The organism is Streptomyces sp. 2323.1, assembly GCF_900221035.1.
GTDB lineage: Bacteria > Actinomycetota > Actinomycetes > Streptomycetales > Streptomycetaceae > Streptomyces > Streptomyces sioyaensis.
In genome coordinates this window covers 1,669,706-1,688,745 of sequence record NZ_LT907981.1, presented here as the reverse complement: position 1 = coordinate 1,688,745, position 19,040 = coordinate 1,669,706, and the positions used below count along the sequence as shown (strand labels likewise).

17 protein-coding genes are annotated in these 19,040 nt (G+C 70.7%); 6 read left to right on the top strand and 11 right to left on the bottom strand.

Annotation, left to right across the window (positions count from 1 at the left end):
• Positions 1–37 precede the first annotated feature (37 nt).
• Entirely contained in the window at positions 38–166 is a 129-nt protein-coding gene (locus CPH93_RS37220) for a hypothetical protein (RefSeq protein WP_269460146.1), read from the top strand.
• 64 nt (positions 167–230) lie between these two features.
• Here the strand turns inward: CPH93_RS37220 and CPH93_RS06655 are convergent, their stop codons facing one another.
• The 3 genes from CPH93_RS06655 to CPH93_RS06645 form a co-directional block, all read right to left on the bottom strand.
• The gene (locus CPH93_RS06655; RefSeq protein ID WP_093486118.1) at positions 231–1,604 is read right to left on the bottom strand and encodes an FAD-dependent oxidoreductase; all 1,374 of its coding nucleotides are present in this window, start codon (positions 1,602–1,604) and stop codon (positions 231–233) included.
• Between the two features lie 73 nt (positions 1,605–1,677).
• Positions 1,678–2,310 carry a PadR family transcriptional regulator gene (locus CPH93_RS06650; RefSeq protein WP_173909735.1) on the bottom strand — a complete coding sequence of 211 codons (633 nt, stop codon included), beginning with the start codon at positions 2,308–2,310 and terminating at the stop codon, positions 1,678–1,680.
• A 187-nt stretch (positions 2,311–2,497) separates the two neighbouring features.
• Positions 2,498–4,018, bottom strand: coding sequence for a right-handed parallel beta-helix repeat-containing protein (locus CPH93_RS06645; protein WP_159394968.1), 1,521 nt, complete (start codon positions 4,016–4,018; stop codon positions 2,498–2,500).
• Positions 4,019–5,020: 1,002 nt separating this feature from the next.
• Between CPH93_RS06645 and CPH93_RS06640 the strand changes: the two genes are divergently transcribed.
• The gene (locus tag CPH93_RS06640; RefSeq protein ID WP_096212258.1) at positions 5,021–5,959 is read left to right on the top strand and encodes a YcxB family protein; all 939 of its coding nucleotides are present in this window, start codon (positions 5,021–5,023) and stop codon (positions 5,957–5,959) included.
• A gap of 177 nt (positions 5,960–6,136) precedes the next feature.
• On the opposite strand, the gene CPH93_RS06635 is transcribed toward CPH93_RS06640, so the two are convergent.
• Positions 6,137–7,171, bottom strand: coding sequence for a LacI family DNA-binding transcriptional regulator (locus tag CPH93_RS06635; protein WP_231977208.1), 1,035 nt, complete (start codon positions 7,169–7,171; stop codon positions 6,137–6,139).
• 149 nt (positions 7,172–7,320) lie between these two features.
• Between CPH93_RS06635 and CPH93_RS06630 the strand changes: the two genes are divergently transcribed.
• The 4 genes from CPH93_RS06630 to CPH93_RS06615 all read left to right on the top strand — a co-directional run bounded on the left by CPH93_RS06630 (position 7,321) and on the right by CPH93_RS06615 (position 12,267).
• On the top strand, positions 7,321–8,646 hold the full coding sequence (locus CPH93_RS06630) for an extracellular solute-binding protein (RefSeq protein WP_096212257.1): 1,326 nt from the start codon (positions 7,321–7,323) through the stop codon (positions 8,644–8,646).
• Positions 8,643–9,635 (top strand): carbohydrate ABC transporter permease, encoded by a 993-nt coding sequence (locus CPH93_RS06625; RefSeq protein ID WP_173909734.1) that lies wholly within the window; start codon positions 8,643–8,645, stop codon positions 9,633–9,635. The genes CPH93_RS06630 and CPH93_RS06625 overlap by 4 nt, the downstream gene beginning before the upstream one ends.
• A complete protein-coding gene (locus tag CPH93_RS06620) occupies positions 9,632–10,480 on the top strand; it encodes a carbohydrate ABC transporter permease (RefSeq protein ID WP_093486127.1) in 849 nt (282 codons plus the stop codon). The genes CPH93_RS06625 and CPH93_RS06620 overlap by 4 nt, the downstream gene beginning before the upstream one ends.
• A 119-nt stretch (positions 10,481–10,599) precedes the next feature.
• Complete coding sequence (locus tag CPH93_RS06615; protein WP_096212256.1) at positions 10,600–12,267, top strand: glycoside hydrolase family 13 protein; 1,668 nt, start codon at positions 10,600–10,602, stop codon at positions 12,265–12,267.
• Positions 12,268–12,290: 23 nt separating this feature from the next.
• Here the strand turns inward: CPH93_RS06615 and CPH93_RS06610 are convergent, their stop codons facing one another.
• The 7 genes from CPH93_RS06610 to cysC form a co-directional block, all read right to left on the bottom strand.
• Complete coding sequence (locus tag CPH93_RS06610) at positions 12,291–13,094, bottom strand: sirohydrochlorin chelatase (protein WP_096212255.1); 804 nt, start codon at positions 13,092–13,094, stop codon at positions 12,291–12,293.
• Between the two features lie 3 nt (positions 13,095–13,097).
• Positions 13,098–14,042: an ABC transporter permease gene (locus tag CPH93_RS06605; protein WP_096212254.1), complete on the bottom strand. Its 945-nt coding sequence runs from the start codon at positions 14,040–14,042 to the stop codon at positions 13,098–13,100.
• Positions 14,029–14,832: an ABC transporter ATP-binding protein gene (locus tag CPH93_RS06600; protein WP_173909733.1), complete on the bottom strand. Its 804-nt coding sequence runs from the start codon at positions 14,830–14,832 to the stop codon at positions 14,029–14,031. The genes CPH93_RS06605 and CPH93_RS06600 overlap by 14 nt, the downstream gene beginning before the upstream one ends.
• A gap of 33 nt (positions 14,833–14,865) precedes the next feature.
• Positions 14,866–15,975 (bottom strand): aliphatic sulfonate ABC transporter substrate-binding protein, encoded by a 1,110-nt coding sequence (locus CPH93_RS06595; RefSeq protein ID WP_096212252.1) that lies wholly within the window; start codon positions 15,973–15,975, stop codon positions 14,866–14,868.
• 210 nt (positions 15,976–16,185) lie between these two features.
• The gene (locus tag CPH93_RS06590; protein ID WP_096212251.1) at positions 16,186–17,541 is read right to left on the bottom strand and encodes a sulfate adenylyltransferase subunit 1; all 1,356 of its coding nucleotides are present in this window, start codon (positions 17,539–17,541) and stop codon (positions 16,186–16,188) included.
• 2 nt (positions 17,542–17,543) lie between these two features.
• On the bottom strand, positions 17,544–18,497 hold the full coding sequence (cysD, locus tag CPH93_RS06585) for a sulfate adenylyltransferase subunit CysD (protein WP_093486141.1): 954 nt from the start codon (positions 18,495–18,497) through the stop codon (positions 17,544–17,546).
• Entirely contained in the window at positions 18,494–19,027 is a 534-nt protein-coding gene (gene cysC / locus CPH93_RS06580; protein ID WP_006602346.1) for an adenylyl-sulfate kinase, read from the bottom strand. The genes cysD and cysC overlap by 4 nt, the downstream gene beginning before the upstream one ends.
• Between the last annotated feature and the right edge of the window lie 13 nt (positions 19,028–19,040).

The window sequence follows — 19,040 nt, the reverse complement described above, 5'->3', positions numbered from 1 at the left end:
CGGACGTCCTGGGGCGGCCGTCCCGCCGTGGCGCGACGTGGCACGCGCCGTGCTGAACATGCTGGTCGCCCTGGGGCACTCCACCGCATGGCTCGTGGGGGTGCCGCTGCTCCCGCCGCCGCCGCCGGAGGAGGAGCCGGAGCCCGGCGACCCGCGGGCCGGGTGACCCGTCCGGAACACGCGGCGGGCCCGCGTGTTCCGGACGACGCGCCCCGGGGCGGGCCGGTGGGTCAGTCCTCGTCCTCCCGGCCGGCACCGCGAAACGAGCTCTCCGCGAGCACGATCTTCCGCTTCATCGGCGGCAGATGGTTCATCGTGCGCATCGCGGTCCGCATGCCCGTGCGGGCCAGGTTGCCGATCAGATCACCCTTGTGCATGACGGAGTGACCGTCCATCTGGGCACGGGACTTGATGACGGCGTCCCAGGCGTACGACGTCATGGTGCTCTCGTACTGGCCCACCGCATCGAGGAGCGACAGCTCTCCGCCGCTCGCGGCGACCAGCTTGCGGGTGAGCAACCGGGCGTCGCGCAGCGCGGTGTTGGCGCCCACCCCGCGGCCCGGCGTCATGGTGTGGATGGCGTCACCGATCAGCGTGACGGTGCTGGGCTTCCACGGGTCGATCGGTTCGGACGTCCGGATCACCAGCGGGAAGCTGCTGTCCGGGTCCCCGAGCGAGAAGATCCGCCGGAAGTCCGGGTGCCACGACGCGGTCTTCTCCTTCACCAGCTGCTGGATCCGGGCGCCGCGCATCTGCGTGACGTCCTTCGGCAGCCACTTCTCCGACGCGGCGAAGCCCCACATGATGTAGTCACGGCTGTTGTCGTAGAGCATCCCGGGCCAGGCGCGCAGCGCCTCCGCGTCGGTGCTGCCGATGCCCTGCTTCGGCTTGCCCTCCTCGTCCCACTTGAAGCGCATCACATGCAGGATGCACATGAACCCCTTGGGACCGTGCACCATGGTGACGCCCTCCATCACCTCCTTGGGCAGCAGCTTCCGGGTCTCGTCGGTGAGCGGCGTCTTGCCGGTGATACCGATCAGCCCGGTGTCGACCAGCTTGGCGTGCGGCAGATACTGCTGGCGGACGGCGGAGTTGGCCCCCTCGGCGCCCACGAGGAGATCGCCGGTCGCCGACTCGCCGTCCGCGAAGAACGCGGTGACCCGTCCGTCGTCGTGCTGCTCGTAGTGGGTGAAACGCTTGTCGAAGTGGACGACGTCCTCCACCCCCGTCAGCAGCACCTGACGCAGTGTCATGCGGCTCACCGACTCGTCGGCGTCGTCCTCCGACGGCTGGTCCTCCGCCTTCAGCACCTCGGGTCCGGCAGAGAAGAGGAACTTCTTCTCATGCGTCATCTGGTTGCCGTAGACGGGACGCCGGGCGCAGGTGGTGAGGAAGGTGTCGTACAGCTCCGGTGACAGGTTGGCCCGCAGCGCCCGCTTGCCGTCGGCGTCGATGCCGACCCGGTAGCCCTGCAGACCGTCGCGGCGGGTGCGGTCGCGCTCGTACACCGCGACGCTGACGCCCGCCCGCTTGAGGCCCTGCGCGAGGCAGAGCCCGCCCGTGCCGGCGCCGATGATGATGACATGCAAAGGTAAACCGGGCATTGAGGTCTCCCATTTCGTCATGGTGAAGGCGCGTCGGCGCCGTGGTCGGGACCCCGCCCAGGGCATGAACGTCCTAGCGGGCGGGGGTGCCCTGGCGGTCGTGGGCGGCCGCCATCGCGGCGAGCCACTCCTTGGTCCAGGTGATGCGCCCGGAGCGCAGATCTGCGATGACCGATTCCACCCAGTCCAGCTCCGCGGCGGTCGTGGCCCGCATGCACTCCATCTCCAGGGTGAACAGCCGGCCCCATTCGCCCGACGCCGCGATCTGCGTGTCGAGCCGGGCCAGTTCGGTGGCGAGGTTCGCCTGCCGCTTCTCCAGTTGTTCGGCCACCTCGCCGGGTTCCAGCAGGGGGACGAACGCCATGGCGGCCAGGAACTCGGGGTATTCGCGGGTCGGAGCCGCCAGCGCGTCGAGCATCCAGTCGCGCCACACGGCACGGCCCTCGTCGGTGAGCGCGTAGAGCGTCCGCTCGGGGCGGTTGTGCTCGCGGCTGCTCTCCCGTATCTCGATCAGGGCCTTGCGGTGCAGGCGGTCGATGGTGCGGTAGAGGCTGGCCCGCTGACCCACGTTGACCACTTCGCCCTTGCCGCGGTCCTTCATCAACCGCTGCATCTTGTAGGGGTGCATGCCGGGCTGCTGCTGGTGGTCCACCTCGGCCAGCAGGGACAGCACCGCCAGAGCCAACGTTGAGCGCCTGTACGTCATAGTATCCAGGTTACTAGTCAGGGAGCGACTAATTCAACCTCCGCCGTCCGGAGCCGGGCGGGGCCGCACGATGCACACACGCGTGTGGCCGGTGGGCATGCCCACCGGCCACACATGAAGGACTCCGGGTGCCGTCCCGCTCATGGGGACGGCGCCCCTGTGCCGTACTGAGTACGGTCCGCCCCGGTTACACCCCGGGCCCCTGGTACGCCCCCATGTTCGGGTGCGCGGCGGGGACGCGGTTGCCGAAGAAGTCGCGCGCCGCGTCCTGGGGCAGGCGTACGCCGCTGCCCAGCGCCGGCGAGGACTTCTTCAGCTCGTACCCGGCGGCGTCGTCGATGGACGTCGCGGACCCGGGGTTGACCAACTTCGGGTCACCCAGCACCCGCTGCGCATCGGCGGGGACCGACGAGATGTTCTGGTAGAGATTCCCGGTGAAGGTGCTGGTGGTGTCCTTGAACGCGGAGCCCCCGGGCTTGCCGACGAAGATGTTGTTCGCGACCAGCGGGGTGTCCGGGCTGATGTTCCACCACATCGTGTCGGCCGTGGGGGCGTAGACGGTGTTGCCGTAGATCGAGATGTTCGTCTGCTTGGTGCAGGCCAGGATGATCACGCCACCGGACACGTCGCGGTCGTTCTGGCTGATGTTGTAGCGGATCGTGGGCTTGTCCGACGGCAGCCCCTCGACCGAGCAGATCAGCATCAACCCGCTGTTGTCATGGCTGACGTTGTACTGGTACAGGTCGCCGACGTCCGCACCGTCGACGTCGAAGGCGAACGCCCCGAACTTCCCTGCGTCCCCGCCGCCGATGGTGTTGTACTGCATCGTCGTGTAGTCGGAGTTCCACGCCCAGATGCCCGCGTGGTCGGTGGTCGCCTTCAGGCCGAACCCCTCGACGGTGTTGTGCTGGATCATCGCGTGCTGGCCGTTGGTGATGTTGATACCGTCACCGCCGAGCCGGCTGAGGTGATTCCGCTCCACCACGATGCCGGTGTCGGGGCCGTAGGCGCTCCCCGGCCCGCTCGGATAGAGATCCCGGCGCGCCCAGAGCGACGACGTCCCGATCCCGATGCCGCTCACGTCGCGCAGGGTGTTGTCGGTGACGGTGATGCCGGAGAAGGAGGTGACCTTCGCGGAACCGGTCGCGTTGAAGACGATCCCGCCGCCCGGCTGCCCCGGGTTGGTGCAGTCGCAACCGGCCACGTCGTGCACGTAGTTGTCGTCGAAGACGTAGTGCGAACCGACGCCGAAGTCCGTCAGCTCGACGTAGATCCCGGTACGGGGGTCGGTGACATTGCCGCCCGGGTCGGAGATGTCGAGGCCGCGGATCTCCCAGCCCTCGACGTTGTGCAGGTAGACGGCGGCGCGGGCGTCGGAGGCCACCAGCTTCGGCCGGTCGCCGGATCCGTAGGACCCGACCGAGATCGGCTTCTTGTCGGAGCCCGACCCCTGGGGGACCAACTCCCCCTGACAGGTGGAGCCCTTGCGGAACAGGATGCTGTCCCCGGGGTGGAAGACGACGCTGTTCACCTTCTGCAGCGTGCGCCAGGCGGTGCCGACCGAGGTGCCTTTCTTGGCGTCGTTCCCGGAGGAACAGTCGACGTAGTAGGTGGTCCCGCCCGCCTTCTGCTCGGGCGCGGTGGCATCGGTCGGTGCGGCCCCGGTTGCGGTGCCGGCCGAGCAGGCGAGTATGAGGGCTGAGATCAAGGCAGTCGCGGTCTTTCGCGCATTTAACACGGAACTCTTCGCTCCCCCATGTCGTGTTTCCGAGGTTCCGGGCGCGTCTTCGTTCGATGTGTCGTTCCGGTGCCGGGCCGACCCGCCGTGGCGGTGGCCACCGACGTGGGGCGCCGTGTCCCGTACCGGAGAAGACACTGCCCGAAAAGTGCTGGAAAGAACGGCTGGTTACCGCCTTTCCGGATGGCGAACGCAGAATACACGATTGCCGGTCATTTGCACCGTGGGAAAAAGGAATTATGTCGCCGGGTGCCCTGACGTGCGAATTCTTCGGAGAAGTGCGGGGGAATTGTTTTCCGGTTTATCTCGGCGGAAACTTCCATCGTCACATGCCCCCCTTGAGGGCCGCTCGGATTCCGCTGGAGTCGCGGTCCCGCCGCACCGATCCGGCGCCCGTGTCGCGGCGGGCACTCTTGCCGGCGGGCCGTGCGCTGTGCTTTCGGGGCTGGTCGGCGCCGGTCGCACCGGAAGGCGGGGGAGTACGGGGCGGGTTGAGGCAGGAGAGGGTGCGGGAGGGGCTGACGCACGCCCCTGTGACTCCTCGGCTTCGTGCCCGAGAGCGCCGGCCCGTCGCCGGTGCGCGTGGTTCTCGGCCAGGTCGACGTTTCCGGCCGGGTGGTCAGCTGAACCGAGAACAGTGAACTCCGGCCCGGATGCGGCTGCGGGGGCGGGGCGTCCGGGCTGTGCGGCCGCGGACCGTGGGGCGGTGCCGGCCCCGGCCGGCGCGTCCGCGCTACGCCAAATTACTGCGGGGGCGGAAGAGTTGACCGTCTCGGGCCCGCCGGGAGCGGATGGGCGGGATCCCACGCACCAGGGGCTTCAGGCCGAGGCTGTCGTGCAGGTTGGCCGGAGCGACCGCGGCACTCCGAGCCTTGCGTGGCCTCGATGACGTAGGACGCCGACCACCCCAGGTCGCCGGAGCGGCCGAGAAAGCCTCTACGATCCGGTTGATCACCAAACCGGGGAGGGGCCATGGCCGAGGGCCGGGAAACGGATGCAGTCGCCGAGAGACCGGTGGAGCTGGCCTACCGGCCGACCGTCGGCGAATTGGCGTCCGCGCTGAGGGCCCGCGCGAGGAGCACCGGCGCGGGACGCTTTCAGCGTCGGGCGCTGGTCTGGACGGTGGTGGTCACGACCGTCGGCGCCCTGCTGTCGGCGGCCGGCTCCGGCCACCGGGACACACCGTGGCCGCTGTACGCGGGGGTGGTGGTCTTCGCCGCCTTCATGACTGCGGTGCCGTGGTTGCAGGCGCGCCACCTCCACCGGCTCGCCGAACGGCAGGGGGACATCCGCGGGACGGTCGACGACACCGGGCTCCGGCTCACCACCGCGCACAGTTCGGCCAGCGTCGACTGGCACCTCTACTCGCGCTATGCCGAGACGCCGGAGCTGTTCGTGCTTCTCAGCGCCGACAAGTCCGCCGTCGGCTTCGTCGTCCTGCCCAAGCGGGCCGTGGCGGACCCGGAGGGAGTGGACCGGCTGCGGGCGGTCCTCGACCGGCGGCTCGTGCGCGCGGACGCCGCCGAGGCGCCCGGAGGCCCACGGAGCCGGGGCGGGGCCGTCGGCCGCGGGGTCGGTTCCGTCGGACTGTTGCTGCTGGGGCTGCTGATGTTCTTCTTCGCCTTCGCCGCCGTCCAACAGGCCACGCGCCCGGAGCGCTTTCCGGGGATCCAGCACAACACCGCCCCGGTAGCGGCCGTCATGCTGGGGCTGGGGGCGCTTGCGGTCGCCGGGGCCTGGTGGCTCGTACGGCGGATGACGGCCATGCGGATCGTGACCGCCGTGCTCGCCGTCCTTGTCCTCCTGGCCGGCGGCGCCGCCCTGTACCGCGTGGGGCCGATGCTCCACTGTTGGGGCTCGGACCGGATCGCCCGCGGGCCCGAGGGCGCCTACGTCTGCTACGACTTCTGAGCGGGCCACGGTCTCCGGGCGGGCCCGGAGCTCGTCTCTCGGCGACGGGCCGCGGAAGCCGCGCAGTCAGCAGGGCGGTAGGAACCGTGTCACCAGCCGTAAACGAAGCTCTCAAGGCCACCGGTGACCTTGCGGCTGGTGTCTGGGCCAGGAGTTCGGGGCCATGAGAAACGGCGTCTAACGCCCCGCCGCCGGCGGCGGTCCCGTGCTGCCGCGGGGGACGAGTTCGGTCGGCAGCACGATATGGCGCTCATGGGCGCCGTCGGAGTTGTCGATCACCGACCGGGTGAGGCGTACGGCGGTGCGGCCGAGTTCCACGGCGGGCTGGGCCAGCGTCGTCAGGCCCAGCACGCCCGCCATGACGTGGTCGTCGAAGCCCATGACCGAAACCTGCCCCGGTACCGAGACGTTGGCCGCGCGCAGGGCCGCCAGCAGCCGGAACGCCAGGTCGTCGGTCTCGGCGAACAGTGCGGTCGGCGGGTCCTGGAGGCTCATCAGCCGTCCCACGGCCGTGGCCATTCCGCTGCCCTTCCAGCCGGGCACGCTCATCACCAGCGAGGGGTCGTGCTCCAGTCCGGCGTCGGCGAGGGCGCGCAGATGGCCGGCGAGCCGGTTCTTGCTGCTCCAGGCGAAGCCGGTCTCGTCGAACGTCTGCAGAAAGGCGATCCGCCGGTGGCCGAGGTTTATCAGATGCCGGGTGCCGCGCAGGGCGGCGTCCTCGTCGTCCACATAGACACTGGGGCGCCCCGGCGCGTGCTGGCTGACGAAGATCAGGGGCATCCCCAGATCATCCAGCCGGGCGCGTTCGGCGGGGGTGAGCGCGAAGCTCACCACGAGGAGCGCGTCGGCGTTCCGGCGGGCGGGCAGCCGGTCGAAGAAATCGGCCCGTTCGTGCACATCGGTCACGCTGTACACCAGCAGGTCCAGGCCCGCCTCGCGCAGCGCGGGTGCCATCCCGGACAGCGCCGAACTCAAAAACCACGAAGCCAGGTTGGGCATGAGGACGGCGACCCGGCCGGTGCGGCCGGTGACGAGACTGGAGGCGCTGCGGGTGATCGCGAACGAGAGCTCGCGGGCTGCCGCTTCGACGCGGGCGCGGGTCGGGTCCGAGACGGTGGACAGGCCGCGCAGCGTGCGCGACACCGTGGACACCGAGACCCCCGCCCGATGGGCCACGTCGGCCATCGTGGCCTCGCTCCGAGCTGAGGACATGCCGGGACGCTAGCACAAAATGACGATGACAGCGTTGCCAATTGGTTCCCTCACGAAATCTGCTGTTCACGACCCGTTGACCTGACGACAAGGCCACTTCTAGCCTGCAAGCGCTGTCATCGGTGACAGCCAAGACGTGAGGAGCACTCATGGCCTTGAGCCGCAGAACCCTGCTCGCGGGCGGTCTCGCCGTCGGAGCCGGGCTCACCAGCGGTTGCGCGGGCAAGTCCTTGGACACCCTGTTGACCCAGGCTGCCCACGTCCCGCGTACCCCGGCCACGCTCACCTGGTGGGTGTCCGAAATCCCCTCCCGGGGCGGTCCCGTGGTGGCCGACCTGATCATTCGCGCGTTCCAGCGCCGACATCCGAATATCCGCGTCCGAAAGTCGAACGCCCTGAGTACGACCGACGGCAATCGGGCCGCGGTCACCACCCAGCTCGCGGGCGCCTCACCCACCCCCGACGTCTACCTCGGCGACACCATCTGGCCGGCCCAGTTCGGCGCCAACTCCCTTGCCCTGCCGTTGCAGAAGCTGCTGCCCAAGGACTTCTGGGAGGGGTATCCGCCGGCGCTGCGCCGGGTCAGCGAATACCGCGGCGCCGTCTATGCGCTGCCCTTCTTCACCGACAGCGCCTTCCTCTTCTACCGCAAGGACCTGCTGGCCAAGCACGGACTGCCGGTGCCCCGCACCTGGGAGGAGCTGCTGCGCACCTCCCGCACAATCCAGCGGTCCGGTGACGCCGCCTACGGCTTCCTCTGGCAGGGGAACGTCTCGGAGTCGCTGACCTGCAACGTCACCGAATTCCTGGCCGACGCCGACGCCCCCGTACTGGATCACTCGGGCGGTGTGGCGCTGAACGGGCCGGGCGCGGAGCGGGCCTTTGCGCTGATGCGGGAGTTCACCGAGACCGGAGTCACCCCCTCGACGGTCACCACCTACGTCGAGGCGGACTCGCAGGACGCCTTCACCGGCGGCCGCGGCGTCTTTCTGCGCAACTGGTCCTACGCCTGGGGCAATTCGGCCGACCGCTCGGTCTCCAAGATCGCCGGCCGGGTCGGCGTCGCACCCCGGCCCGGCTTCGCCGGCGGCGGCCCGCCCGGGGTGAGCTGTGCCGGCGGCTGGAGCAACTTCGTCAATCCCAACTCCCACAACCTCGGAGCCGCGGTCGCCTTCGCCCGCTTCTGCGCCGGCGAGGAGGCACAGATGATCCTGCTGAAGAACGCCGGGGTGATTCCGGCGCTGCAAGAGGTACTGACCAGACCCGAGGCCCGCAAGGTCGGCGACCCCACGCTCACCATGACGCACGAACTGCACCTGGTCGCCCGGCCGGTGCAGACCCCGTACTACTCCCAGGTCAGCAAGGCGCTCTACACCCAGGCCAACGCGGTGACCGGCGGCCGGACCTCGCCGGCCCAGGCCGTGCGCGCGGCCCGCGCCGACATCCGCACCGCGCTGGAAGGCAGGGCGCTGTGAATGCCGTGACCTCCTCCGCGACCGTGTCGCGGGAGCCTGCCGCCGAGCAGGCAGGCCCGCGGAACATCCCGGCCCCGGAGAGCGGTGGTCCGGCCCGTGCGAGCCGGCGCCGACGGGCGCGTACCGGCTGGCTCTTCGCCTCGCCGGCGCTGCTCACCATCGGTGCGGTGACGGTCTTCCCGGTGCTCTTCTCGGTCCTGCTGAGCTTCGCCGATGTCCGCCTGGAATACGGCGGGTTCAGCTTCCTCTCGCTGACGGGCGACCATTACGCCGCCGTGCTGAGCAGCCCGGAATGGCGGCAGGCGCTCGCCTTCACCATCGGCTTCACCGTCGTCACCGTCGTGCTGGAGCTGGTGCTGGGCACCGCGGCCGCGCTCGTACTGGACCGGCTGGGCGCCGCCCGCGGCGGGGTGCTTGCCGTGCTGCTGCTGCCCTGGGCGCTGATCAATGTGGTCGCCGCCCAGTTGTGGGGCTATCTCTTCAACGGCACCTACGGCGGGCTGACCTGGTTCTTCGAGCAGATACTCGGTCACCAGCCGGACATTCTCGGGCAGCCCGCCTCCGCCATGGGCGCCATGGTGGTGGTCGACGTATGGAAAACCACGCCCTTTGTCGCCATTGTCGTCCTCGCCGGGCTGATGCTGATTCCCGACGACGTCTACGAGGCGGCAGAGATCGACGGGGCAGGCGCCTGGACCACGTTCTGGAAGGTCACCCTGCCGCAGCTGCGCCCGATCATGGCCATCGCCGTGCTCTTCCGGATCCTGCAGGCCTTCGGCGTCTTCGACCTCCCCTTCGTGCTGACCCAGGGCGGTCCCGGCACCGCCACCCAGTCCCTGGCGATCCTGGGCTACAAAACGCTCTTCCAGAACCTCGAAATCGGCCGGGGCGCGGCGGTGGCGACCACCTCCGCCGTGATCGTGACCGGCTGCTGTCTGCTCTTCCTGCGGCTCTTCAAGGCGCAGGCCGACGAAGGGGGGCGGGGATGAGCCGCCGCGCACCGGCGTCCGGTATCCGCCGGTACCTCAACGTGGTCAACCTCGGCGGTCTGGCGATCGTCGTGCTGTCGACGCTGCCGCTGTACTGGATGCTCGCGTCGTCCTTCAAGGGCCCGGGGGAGATCAGTGCCGCCCCGCCGACCCTGGTACCCAAGTCGCCGACGCTCGGCAACTACGCGGAGGCCTTCGTCCGCAACGGCATCGGCCGCTATCTGCTCAACAGCGTGCTGGTGGCCTCGGTGTCGACGGCCGTCGTGCTGGGCCTGTCGTTCTTCGCCGGGTACGCCCTGGCCCGTACCCCGCTGCGGGGCCGCGGCCCGCTGATGACCGCACTGCTGATGCTGTCCGTCTTCCCGCCGATCGCGCTGGTCGTCCCGCTGTTCCTGCTGGAGCGGCAGGTGGGGCTGCTCAACAGCTACGCCGGCCTGATCGTGCCGTACGTCGCGCTCAATCTGCCGTTCGCCATCTGGATCATGCGCAACTATCTGGTCGGTATCCCCCATGAACTGGAGGAGGCGGCCACCGTCGACGGGGCGGGGCCGCTACGGATCGTCCTGACCGTCATCGCCCCCCTCGCCCGGCCGGGCCTGTTCACCGCGGGCATCTTCACCTTCACCGCGACCTGGGCGGAGTTCCTGCTGGCGCTGACCTTCAACAGCGAGGACGGCCACCGCACCGTCCCGGTCGGCATCGCCCTGTTCACCAGCCAGTACACGGTCCCCTACGGGACGCTCTTCGCGGGCGCGGTGGCCGCCACCCTGCCCATCGGCGTCCTCGTCCTGATCTTCCGCCGCTCGATCGTCTCGGGCATGACCTCGGGGGCGGTCAAGGGGTGACTCCCCGACCGCGGGGCCGGCGCCGGTGCCGGCCCCACCCCGCCCCGTCGCGTGCGTCGCCGCACCGCGCCGTATCCCGCCACGGGTCCGCAACCGCAACCGCACCGAAGGGTATCCACGTGACCGCACAGCACCTCGGCTCCGACAGCAACACCACCGACTGGTGGCGGCAGGCCGTCGTCTACCAGGTGTATCCGCGCAGTTTCGCCGACTCCGACGGCGACGGTCTCGGTGACCTCCCCGGCGTGACCTCCCGGCTGCCCTACCTCGCCGGCCTGGGCGTGGACGCCGTCTGGCTGAGCCCCTTCTACCCCTCAGAGCTGGCCGACGGCGGCTATGACGTCGCCGACTACCGCGACGTGGACCCCCGTCTGGGCACCCTCGACGACTTCGACGCCATGGTCGCCGAGGCCCACCGCCTCGGCATCAAGGTGATGGTGGACATCGTGCCCAACCACTCTTCCGACCAGCACGTCTGGTTCCAGGAGGCGTTGCGGGCCGCCCCCGGCTCGGCTGCCCGGGAGCGCTACGTGTTCCGCGAGGGGCGGGGAGAGTCGGGGGAGGAGCCGCCCACCGACTGGGTCTCCTGCTTCGGCGGCCCGGCCTGGAGCCGGCTGCCCGACGGCTGGTGGTACCTCCACCTCTTCGCCCCCGAGCAGCCCGACTTCAACTGGGACAACCCCGAGGTCCGCGCCGACTTCCGGCAGACCCTGCGCTTCTGGTCCGACCGCGGCGTCGACGGCTTCCGGGTCGATGTGGCCCACGGCCTCGCCAAGGACCTGGCCGCACCGCTGCGCGACATCGGCGGCGTGGAGAGCTACCGGCCGGAGGATCTGCCGGAGGACGGCAGCCACCCCTTCTGGGACCGGGACGAGGTCCATGACATCTTCCGCGAGTGGCGCAAGGTCTTCAACGAGTACGACCCGCCCCGTATCGCCGTCGCCGAGGCCTGGGTGCGCAACTCCCGCCGCACCGCCTACGCCACCCCCCAGGAGCTGGGGCAGGCCTTCAACTTCGACTTCCTGAAGGCGAAGCTGGACGCGCCGGAGCTGCGCGCCTCCATCGACACCGCGCTCGCCGACGCCCGGGCCGCCGGCGCGACGGCCACCTGGGTGCTCTCCAACCACGACGTGATCCGGCACGCCTCGCGCTACGGCCTCCCGGACGGCCATGACGAGGAGGCCTGGCTGCTCTCCGACGGCCAGGAGCTGCCGCTGGAGCGGGACTTCGGGCTGCGCCGGGCGCTGGCCGCGACCCTGTTGATGCTGGCGCTGCCCGGTTCGAGCTACCTCTACCAGGGCGAGGAACTGGGACTGCCCGAGGTCGCCGACCTGAGCCGCGACAGCCTCCAGGACCCGGTGTGGACCCGCAGCGCGGGCCGGCTGAAGGGGCGGGACGGCTGCCGGGTGCCCCTGCCGTGGCGGCGCGCGGGCAGCTCGTACGGGTTCGGCAGCGGCGGTGCGTGGCTGCCGCAGCCCACGGGCTGGGGCGAGTGGTCCGTCGAAGCGCAGGAGGGCGTGGCGTCCTCGCCGCTGGAGCTGTACCGCGCGGCGCTGGCCACCCGCCGCCGGCTGATCGCCGACGAGGCGCTGGAATGGGCCGACGAGGCACCGACCGCAGCCCCGGACATACTCCACTTCCGCCGCTCGGGCGGCTGGGAGTGTGTGGCCAACCTGTCGGACGAGCCCCGGCCGCTGCCGGCCGGCGAGCTGCTGCTGTCCTCCGCACCGGTCACCGGCGGCCAACTGCCGCCGTGGACCACGGTCTGGTTGCGCACCGCGCGCTGAACCGCCGCGCCCCGGGGGACCTGTCAGGCGCTCAGCGCCGGCCGGTCCCGGCGGGCCCGGGCCACGACCGCGTCGTCGTACCGCCGCAGCAGCAGCCGGGCCAGCTCGGGCGCGGCCCCGAGGACCGGCGCCAGGACATCGGCACCGGCCTCGCGGGCCCCGGCGGCGATGCGGTCCGGCAGGAAGCCGGGCGCGATGACGTACGGGGCGACGGCCACCCGCTCGACGCCCTCGGCGCGCAGCTCCCGCACGGCATCGGCCGTGCGGGGCAGAGATGCGGAGGCGAACGCAGGTCGCACGGCGCACCAACCAGTGGTGCGCCGCCACTCCCGCGCGATTTCAGCGATCACTGCGATCGCCTCCGGGTCGGAAGAGCCCGCCGAGGCCAGCACGACCCCGGTCGAGCGGCGGTCGCCGGGCCGCACCCCGGCCTGCGCCAGCCGGCGCTCCAGCGCGGCGGTCAGCAGGGCGGACGGGCCGAGCACCTCGGCCTGGTGCACGGCCAGCCGGGGCAGCCGGGCGGCGGCTTCGTGCAGTACCGCCGGGATATCGGACTTCGCGTGGAAGGCGCGGGTCAGGAGGAGCGGCAGCGCCACCACGTCCCGTACGCGCCCGGACGCCGTCCCCGCGCGCCGCCCCGCCGTCTCGTCCGCCAGTCGCTCCAGCACCCGCGGCACCCGGGGCGCATGGAAGTCGAGATAGCCGACCTCGACGCGCAGCCCGGGCCGCAGCGCCCGGACCCGTGCGCAGAGCGCGGAGACGGTCGCCGCGTGCCGCGGGTCGCGGCTGCCGTGGGCGATGACGAGAAGCGTGGGGCGTGCGTCCATGGGTCAGCTCTTGACGAGGAGGCCGCGGCTGCGCAGCACCCGGCGCTCGATCGGGGCGAAGATCAGCAGCTCGATGCCGATGCCGACGATCAGGATCAGCAGGATCGCGGCGAGCACCCAGGACATGTCCTGGAGTTCGCGGCCCTGTTCCAGCAGCTGGCCCAGGCCGGTGCCCAGATCGGGTGCGTTGACGATGAGTTCGGCGGCCATCAGGGAACGCCAGGAGAACGCCCAGCCCTGCTTGAGTCCGGCGATGTAGCCGGGCAGCGCGGCCGGCAGCAGCACATGCCGTACCCCGGTGAGACCGGTCGCGCCGATGGTGCGGCCGGCCCGCAGATAGAGCGGGGAGATCTGGTCGACGCCCGCCACCAGGCCGTTGGCGATCGACGGGACCGCACCGAGCAGCACCACCGCGTAGATCGTGGCGTCGCTCAGCCCGAACCAGATGATCGCGGCCGGGACCCAGGCCACCGAGGGCAGCGACTGCAGACCGCTCAGGATCGGCCCGATCGCGGCCCGAACGGCCTTGACCCGGGCGACGACCAGGCCGAGCACCGTACCGAGGGCGACCGAGGTCACAAAGCCCAGGGCGCCACGCGAGACGCTGGTCCACACAAAGCTCAGCAGAGTGCCCTCCAGCCACTTCTGCTTCAGTGAGCCGAAGACGTCCAGCGGGCTGGGCAGCAGGTAGTGCGGCTTCAGCGCGAAGTGGTAGGCGAGCTGCCACAGGCCGAGCACGATGACGATGGCGATGACGGGCGGCAGCGCCTTGGCGGCGGCGGCCCGCAGCCACGGCTGCCGGGCGACGACCCGGGATTCGAGGGCGTCGAGCCCGGCCTCCAGACCGGCGAGGTCACCGGCGTCGGTGGTGGTGGCCGAGGGCTCCTCGCCGTCCCGGGCGGTGGGCGCGGCGGGTGCGGCGGGTTCGTCGGTGTCAGTGCTGGCCATGTCGGCGGATCTCCCCCCGGAGCTGTTCGGTGATCTCGATGGAAAGGTCGGCGACCGCGGCGTCCTCGATGCGGCGCGGCTGCGGGATGTCGACCTGCCACTCGCGGGCGATCCGGCCCGGACGGGAGGACAGCAGCACCACCCGCTCGGCGAGCCGTACGGCCTCGCGGACGTTGTGGGTGACGAAGAGGACGGACAGGTTCGTCTCGCGCCAGATGCGGGTCAGTTCGTCGTGCAGCACATCGCGGGTGATCGCGTCGAGCGCGGCGAACGGCTCGTCCATCAGCAGCAGCTGGCTGTCCTGCGCGAGCGCCCGGGCCATCGCGACGCGCTGGCGCATCCCGCCCGACAGCTCGTGCACCCGCTTGCCGTGCGCACCCTTGAGCCGGACGAGTTCCAGCAGCCGCTCGGCCTCGTCCCGGCGCTCCGCGCGCGGCACCCCGCGCAGCCGCAGCGCCAGTTCGATGTTGCGGCCCGCGGTCAGCCACGGGAACAGCGCATGTTCCTGGAACATCAGCGCCGGCCGGCCGCCCGGCGTCTCGATGGCGCCGGCGGACGGGGCGTCGAGGCCGGCCACCAGGTTGAGCAGGGTGGACTTCCCGCAGCCCGAGGCCCCCAGGAGGCAGACGAATTCGCCGGGCGCCACATCGATGCTGATGTCCTCCAGGACATGCTGCTGTGCGCCGGTGCGGCCGAACGACTTCGAGACATGGTCGATGCGAGCCGCGTACGGCACGGTGGTGCCCGTGTCCGCCGTGGCGGGCTGCTTGGTGAGCGTGGTGGTCGTCATCGGTGTCACCTCCTGGGGGAGTGCTGCTGCGGGCTACTTGCTGCCGAGTCCGGCGTCGTCGACCGGCTGCTTGCCCTCGGACCGGAGCACCTTGTTCAGCAGCGTGAGGTCGTAGATGCCCTTGAGGTCGGGCTTCTTCAGCAGGCCCGCCGCGACCGCGTGGTCCGCCTCCTGCTGGAGCGTGGCGGCCAGCGGGTCATCGGTGATGTCGACATGCTCGAACGCCGGGTCGAGGACGTTCGCGGGCAGCGCCTTGCCGGCCACGTCCGAGGAGGCGAGCTTGTCGTTCAGGGCCTTCTTCGCCTCGGCCGGGTGCGAGCGGATCCAGGCGTTGGTCTGCACCGAGGCCCGCAGCACCGCCTCGACGGCCTTCGGGTGCTCCTTGAGGAACTTCTGCGAGACGATCATGTTCGTGATGACGAACTTCCCGTCCTTCCACAGCTTCTTCTCGTCCAGGAGCGTCTTGCCGCCCTCGGCGACGAGCTTGGAAGCGGTGGGCTCGGGCACCCAGGCGCCGTCGATGGAGCCCTGCTGGAAGGCGGTGGGCGTCACCTTGTTGTCGGTGCGCTGGACGGTGACGTCACCCTTGCCGGTGGTCGGGTCGACCTTGTAGCCCTTGCCGGCCAGGTAGTTCAGCAGCGCGACGTCCTGGGTGTTGCCCAGCTGCGGGGTCGCGAGCGTCTTGCCCTTGAGATCGTTCAGGCTCTTGATCTTCTTGGGGTTGACCACCAGCGACACCCCGCCGGAGGCCGAACCCCCGATGATCTTCAGGCTCTTGCCGTGCGACTTGGCGTAGCCGTTGATGGCGGGGGAGGGGCCGATCCAGCCGATGTCGATGGCGCCCGAGTTGAGCGCCTCGATCTCGGCGGGGCCCGCGTTGAAGACGGAGGACTTCACCTCCGTGCCGCCCAGCTCCTTCTGGAACCGGCCGGTCTGGAGGCCGATCAGGGGGGTGGCGTGCGTGGTGTTGCCGAAGAGCCCGATCGTCACGTGATCGAGCCCATCGGTCTTGGGGCCCTTGGGGGCGACCCCGGCCGCGGTGTCCTTCTTGGCCTCGGAACCGTAGCCGCAGGCGCCCAGCGCTCCGGCCAGGAGCGGGACGGTGACGGCGGCCGCCAGCAGGCGGTGACGAACGGCAGACACGGAAGGTGTTCCTCTCGGAGGGCCGGGTCGGTGTGCCCCTATGGCACGCCCGGCAGATCGACGGATCTTCGGTAGCAGGGTGAGGGGAGAGCGGAGGGAGACATCGTCAGCGCACACATCGGCCGACTCCGCCCTGCCCGCTGCCCAGGGCGCCGCTGCCGATGCGGCCGCCCTCGATCGCGAAGGTCGAGAACACGTCCTGGATCATGCTCAGAAGTCCCATCCCTCGTCGTCGGTGCCGTCGGCCTGCGCGGCCTCGGCCGCCGCCTGCGCGAAGGCGTGGCCCGCCATGCCCGCGGTCAGCGTCGTCCCGTCCGCCGGGTCGATCAGCAGGAACGAGCCGGTGCGGCGGGAGTCGGCGTAGGCGTCCAGGGGCAGCGGCTCGGCGGTGCGCACGACGATCCGGCCGATGTCGTTGGCGACCAGCTCACCGGGCGCCGGGTGCTGGGAGAGGTCGTCCAGCGTCAGCCGGGACGGGATGTCCTTGACGATCGCCTTGACCGTGCGGGTGGTGTGCTTGAGCAGCACCCGGTCGCCGACCTTCAGCGGACGGTCCGCCACATGGCAGATGGTCGCCTCGATGTCCTGCGAGACGGCCGGCGCGGTGGCCGTCGGGGCGATCAGGTCACCGCGCGAGATGTCCAGGTCATCGCTGAGCCGGACGGTCACCGACTGCGGCGCCCAAGCGGTGTCCACGGCCTGGCCGAGCGCGTCGATCGCCTCGATGGTGCTCGTACGTCCCGAGGGGAGCACGGTGACGGCGTCGCCGACGCGCAGCACACCGGAGGCGATCTGGCCCGCGTAGCCTCGGTAGTCGGGGTGCTCCGCGGTCTGCGGACGGATGACGTACTGGACCGGGAAACGGCCGGGGTCGTTCGAGGGGTCGGTGACGACCGGCACGGTCTCCAGGTGCTCCAGCACGGTCGGGCCGCCGTACCAGTCCATGTGGGACGACGGGGACACGACGTTGTCGCCGGCCAGCGCCGAGATCGGGATCGCGGTGATCTCCGGGACGCCCAGCGAGGCCGCGTACGTCGTGAACTCCTCGGCGATGGCGGCGAAGACGGGCTCGGCGTAGTCGACCAGGTCCATCTTGTTGACGGCCAGCACCACGTGCGGGACCCGCAGCAGGGCGGCGACCGCGGCGTGCCGGCGGGTCTGCTCGACCACGCCGTTACGGGCGTCGACCAGCACCACGGCCAGTTCGGCGGTGGAGGCGCCGGTGACCATGTTGCGGGTGTACTGCACGTGCCCGGGGGTGTCCGCCAGGATGAACCGGCGCCGCGGGGTGGCGAAGTAGCGGTAGGCGACGTCGATGGTGATGCCCTGCTCGCGCTCGGCGCGCAGCCCGTCGGTCAGCAGCGCCAGGTCGGGCGCCTCCTGCCCGCGGCCCAGGGAGGCGCGCTCGACGGCCTCCAGCTGGTCGGCGAGCACCGACTTGGAGTCGTGCAGCAGCCGGCCCACCAGCGTCGACTTGCCGTCGTCGACGGATCCGGCGGTGGCGAACCGCAGCAGCGAGGTGGCACCCGCGTCAACGACGCCTTCAACAGCATGGGTCGTGCTCATGGTTAGAAGTACCCCTCGCGCTTGCGGTCCTCCATGGCGGCCTCGGACATCTTGTCGTCGGCCCTGGTCGCACCCCGTTCGGTGAGCCGGGACGCGGCGATCTCCGCGATGACGGCCTCGATGGTGTCCGCGTCGGAGTCGACGGCACCGGTGCAGGACATGTCGCCGACGGTGCGGTAACGCACCTGCCGGGTCTCCAGGGTCTCGCCGTCCTTGGGGCCGCCCCACTCACCGGGCGCCAGCCACATGCCGCTGCGGCCGAAGACCTCGCGCTCGTGGGCGTAGTAGATGGCGGGCAGTTCGATCTTCTCGCGGGCGATGTACTGCCACACGTCCAGCTCGGTCCAGTTGGACAGCGGGAAGACCCGGACGTGCTCGCCGGGGGAGTGCTTGCCGTTGTAGAGCTGCCACAGCTCGGGGCGCTGCCGGCGCGGGTCCCAGCCGCCGAACTCGTCGCGCAGCGAGAACACCCGCTCCTTGGCGCGCGCCTTCTCCTCGTCCCGGCGGCCGCCGCCGAAGACCGCGTCGAAGCGGTTCTTCTCGATGGCGTCCAGCAGCGGGACGGTCTGCAGCGGGTTACGGGTGCCGTCCGGGCGCTCGCGCAGCTCACCGCGGTCGATGAAGTCCTGCACGGAGGCGACGTGCAGCCGCAGCCCGTGCCGCTCGACGGTGCGGTCGCGGTAGTCGAGCACCTCGGGGAAGTTGTGCCCGGTGTCGACGTGCAGCAGCGAGAACGGCACCGCGGCCGGCGCGAACGCCTTCAGCGCGAGGTGCAGCATGACGATGGAGTCCTTGCCGCCGGAGAACAGGATCACCGGCCGCTCGAACTCGCCCGCCACCTCGCGGAAGATGTGCACGCCCTCGGACTCCAGGGCGTCCAGGTGCGAGAGCGCGTACGGGGAATCGTCGCCCTCCGCGTTCGGGCCGGTCCCGGTGCGGGCCGTTGCCGTCGTCATGCCAGTCCCCTCTCGGTGAGCAGCGTGTGCAGCGCCGCAGCGGACTCCTGCACGGTCTGGGTGTGCGACTCGATGCGCAGATCGGGCGATTCGGGGGCCTCGTACGGGTCGTCCACGCCGGTCAGCCCGGAGATCTCGCCGGCCGCCTGCTTGGCGTACAGCCCCTTCACATCGCGCTCGGAGCACACCTCGACGGGGGTGGCCACATGCACCTCCAGGTAGGCGGTGCCCTCGCTCTGGTGACGCTTGCGCACCGCCTCGCGGCTGTCCGCATACGGCGCGATCACCGGCACCAGCGCCTTGACGCCGTTGCTCGCCAGCAGCTCGGCCACGAAGCCGATCCGCTGGACGTTGGTGTGCCGGTCCTCGCGGCTGAAGCCGAGCCCCGCGGAGAGGAACTCGCGGATCTCGTCGCCGTCGAGCACCTCGACCCGGTGGCCCTCGCCGCGCAGCCGGCCGGCCAGCTCGTGCGCGAGGGTCGTCTTGCCCGCGCTCGGCAGACCGGTCAGCCAGATCGTGGCGCCCGTCATGGCTATCTCCTGA

Bases quoted from the DNA above. Each gene is read 5' to 3' on its own strand.
- CPH93_RS06605 (WP_096212254.1), bottom strand. From the start codon at position 14,042: ATGGCCAGCACTGACACCGACGAACCCGCCGCACCCGCCGCGCCCACC.
- CPH93_RS06610 (WP_096212255.1), bottom strand. From the start codon at position 13,094: ATGGACGCACGCCCCACGCTTCTCGTCATCGCCCACGGCAGCCGCGAC.
- CPH93_RS06590 (WP_096212251.1), bottom strand. From the start codon at position 17,541: ATGAGCACGACCCATGCTGTTGAAGGCGTCGTTGACGCGGGTGCCACC.
- CPH93_RS06650 (WP_173909735.1), bottom strand. From the start codon at position 2,310: ATGACGTACAGGCGCTCAACGTTGGCTCTGGCGGTGCTGTCCCTGCTG.
- CPH93_RS06655 (WP_093486118.1), bottom strand. From the start codon at position 1,604: ATGCCCGGTTTACCTTTGCATGTCATCATCATCGGCGCCGGCACGGGC.
- cysD (WP_093486141.1), bottom strand. From the start codon at position 18,497: ATGACGACGGCAACGGCCCGCACCGGGACCGGCCCGAACGCGGAGGGC.
- CPH93_RS06630 (WP_096212257.1), top strand. From the start codon at position 7,321: ATGGCCTTGAGCCGCAGAACCCTGCTCGCGGGCGGTCTCGCCGTCGGA.
- CPH93_RS06600 (WP_173909733.1), bottom strand. From the start codon at position 14,832: ATGACGACCACCACGCTCACCAAGCAGCCCGCCACGGCGGACACGGGC.
- cysC (WP_006602346.1), bottom strand. From the start codon at position 19,027: ATGACGGGCGCCACGATCTGGCTGACCGGTCTGCCGAGCGCGGGCAAG.
- CPH93_RS06635 (WP_231977208.1), bottom strand. From the start codon at position 7,171: ATGTCCTCAGCTCGGAGCGAGGCCACGATGGCCGACGTGGCCCATCGG.
- CPH93_RS06620 (WP_093486127.1), top strand. From the start codon at position 9,632: ATGAGCCGCCGCGCACCGGCGTCCGGTATCCGCCGGTACCTCAACGTG.
- CPH93_RS06640 (WP_096212258.1), top strand. From the start codon at position 5,021: ATGGCCGAGGGCCGGGAAACGGATGCAGTCGCCGAGAGACCGGTGGAG.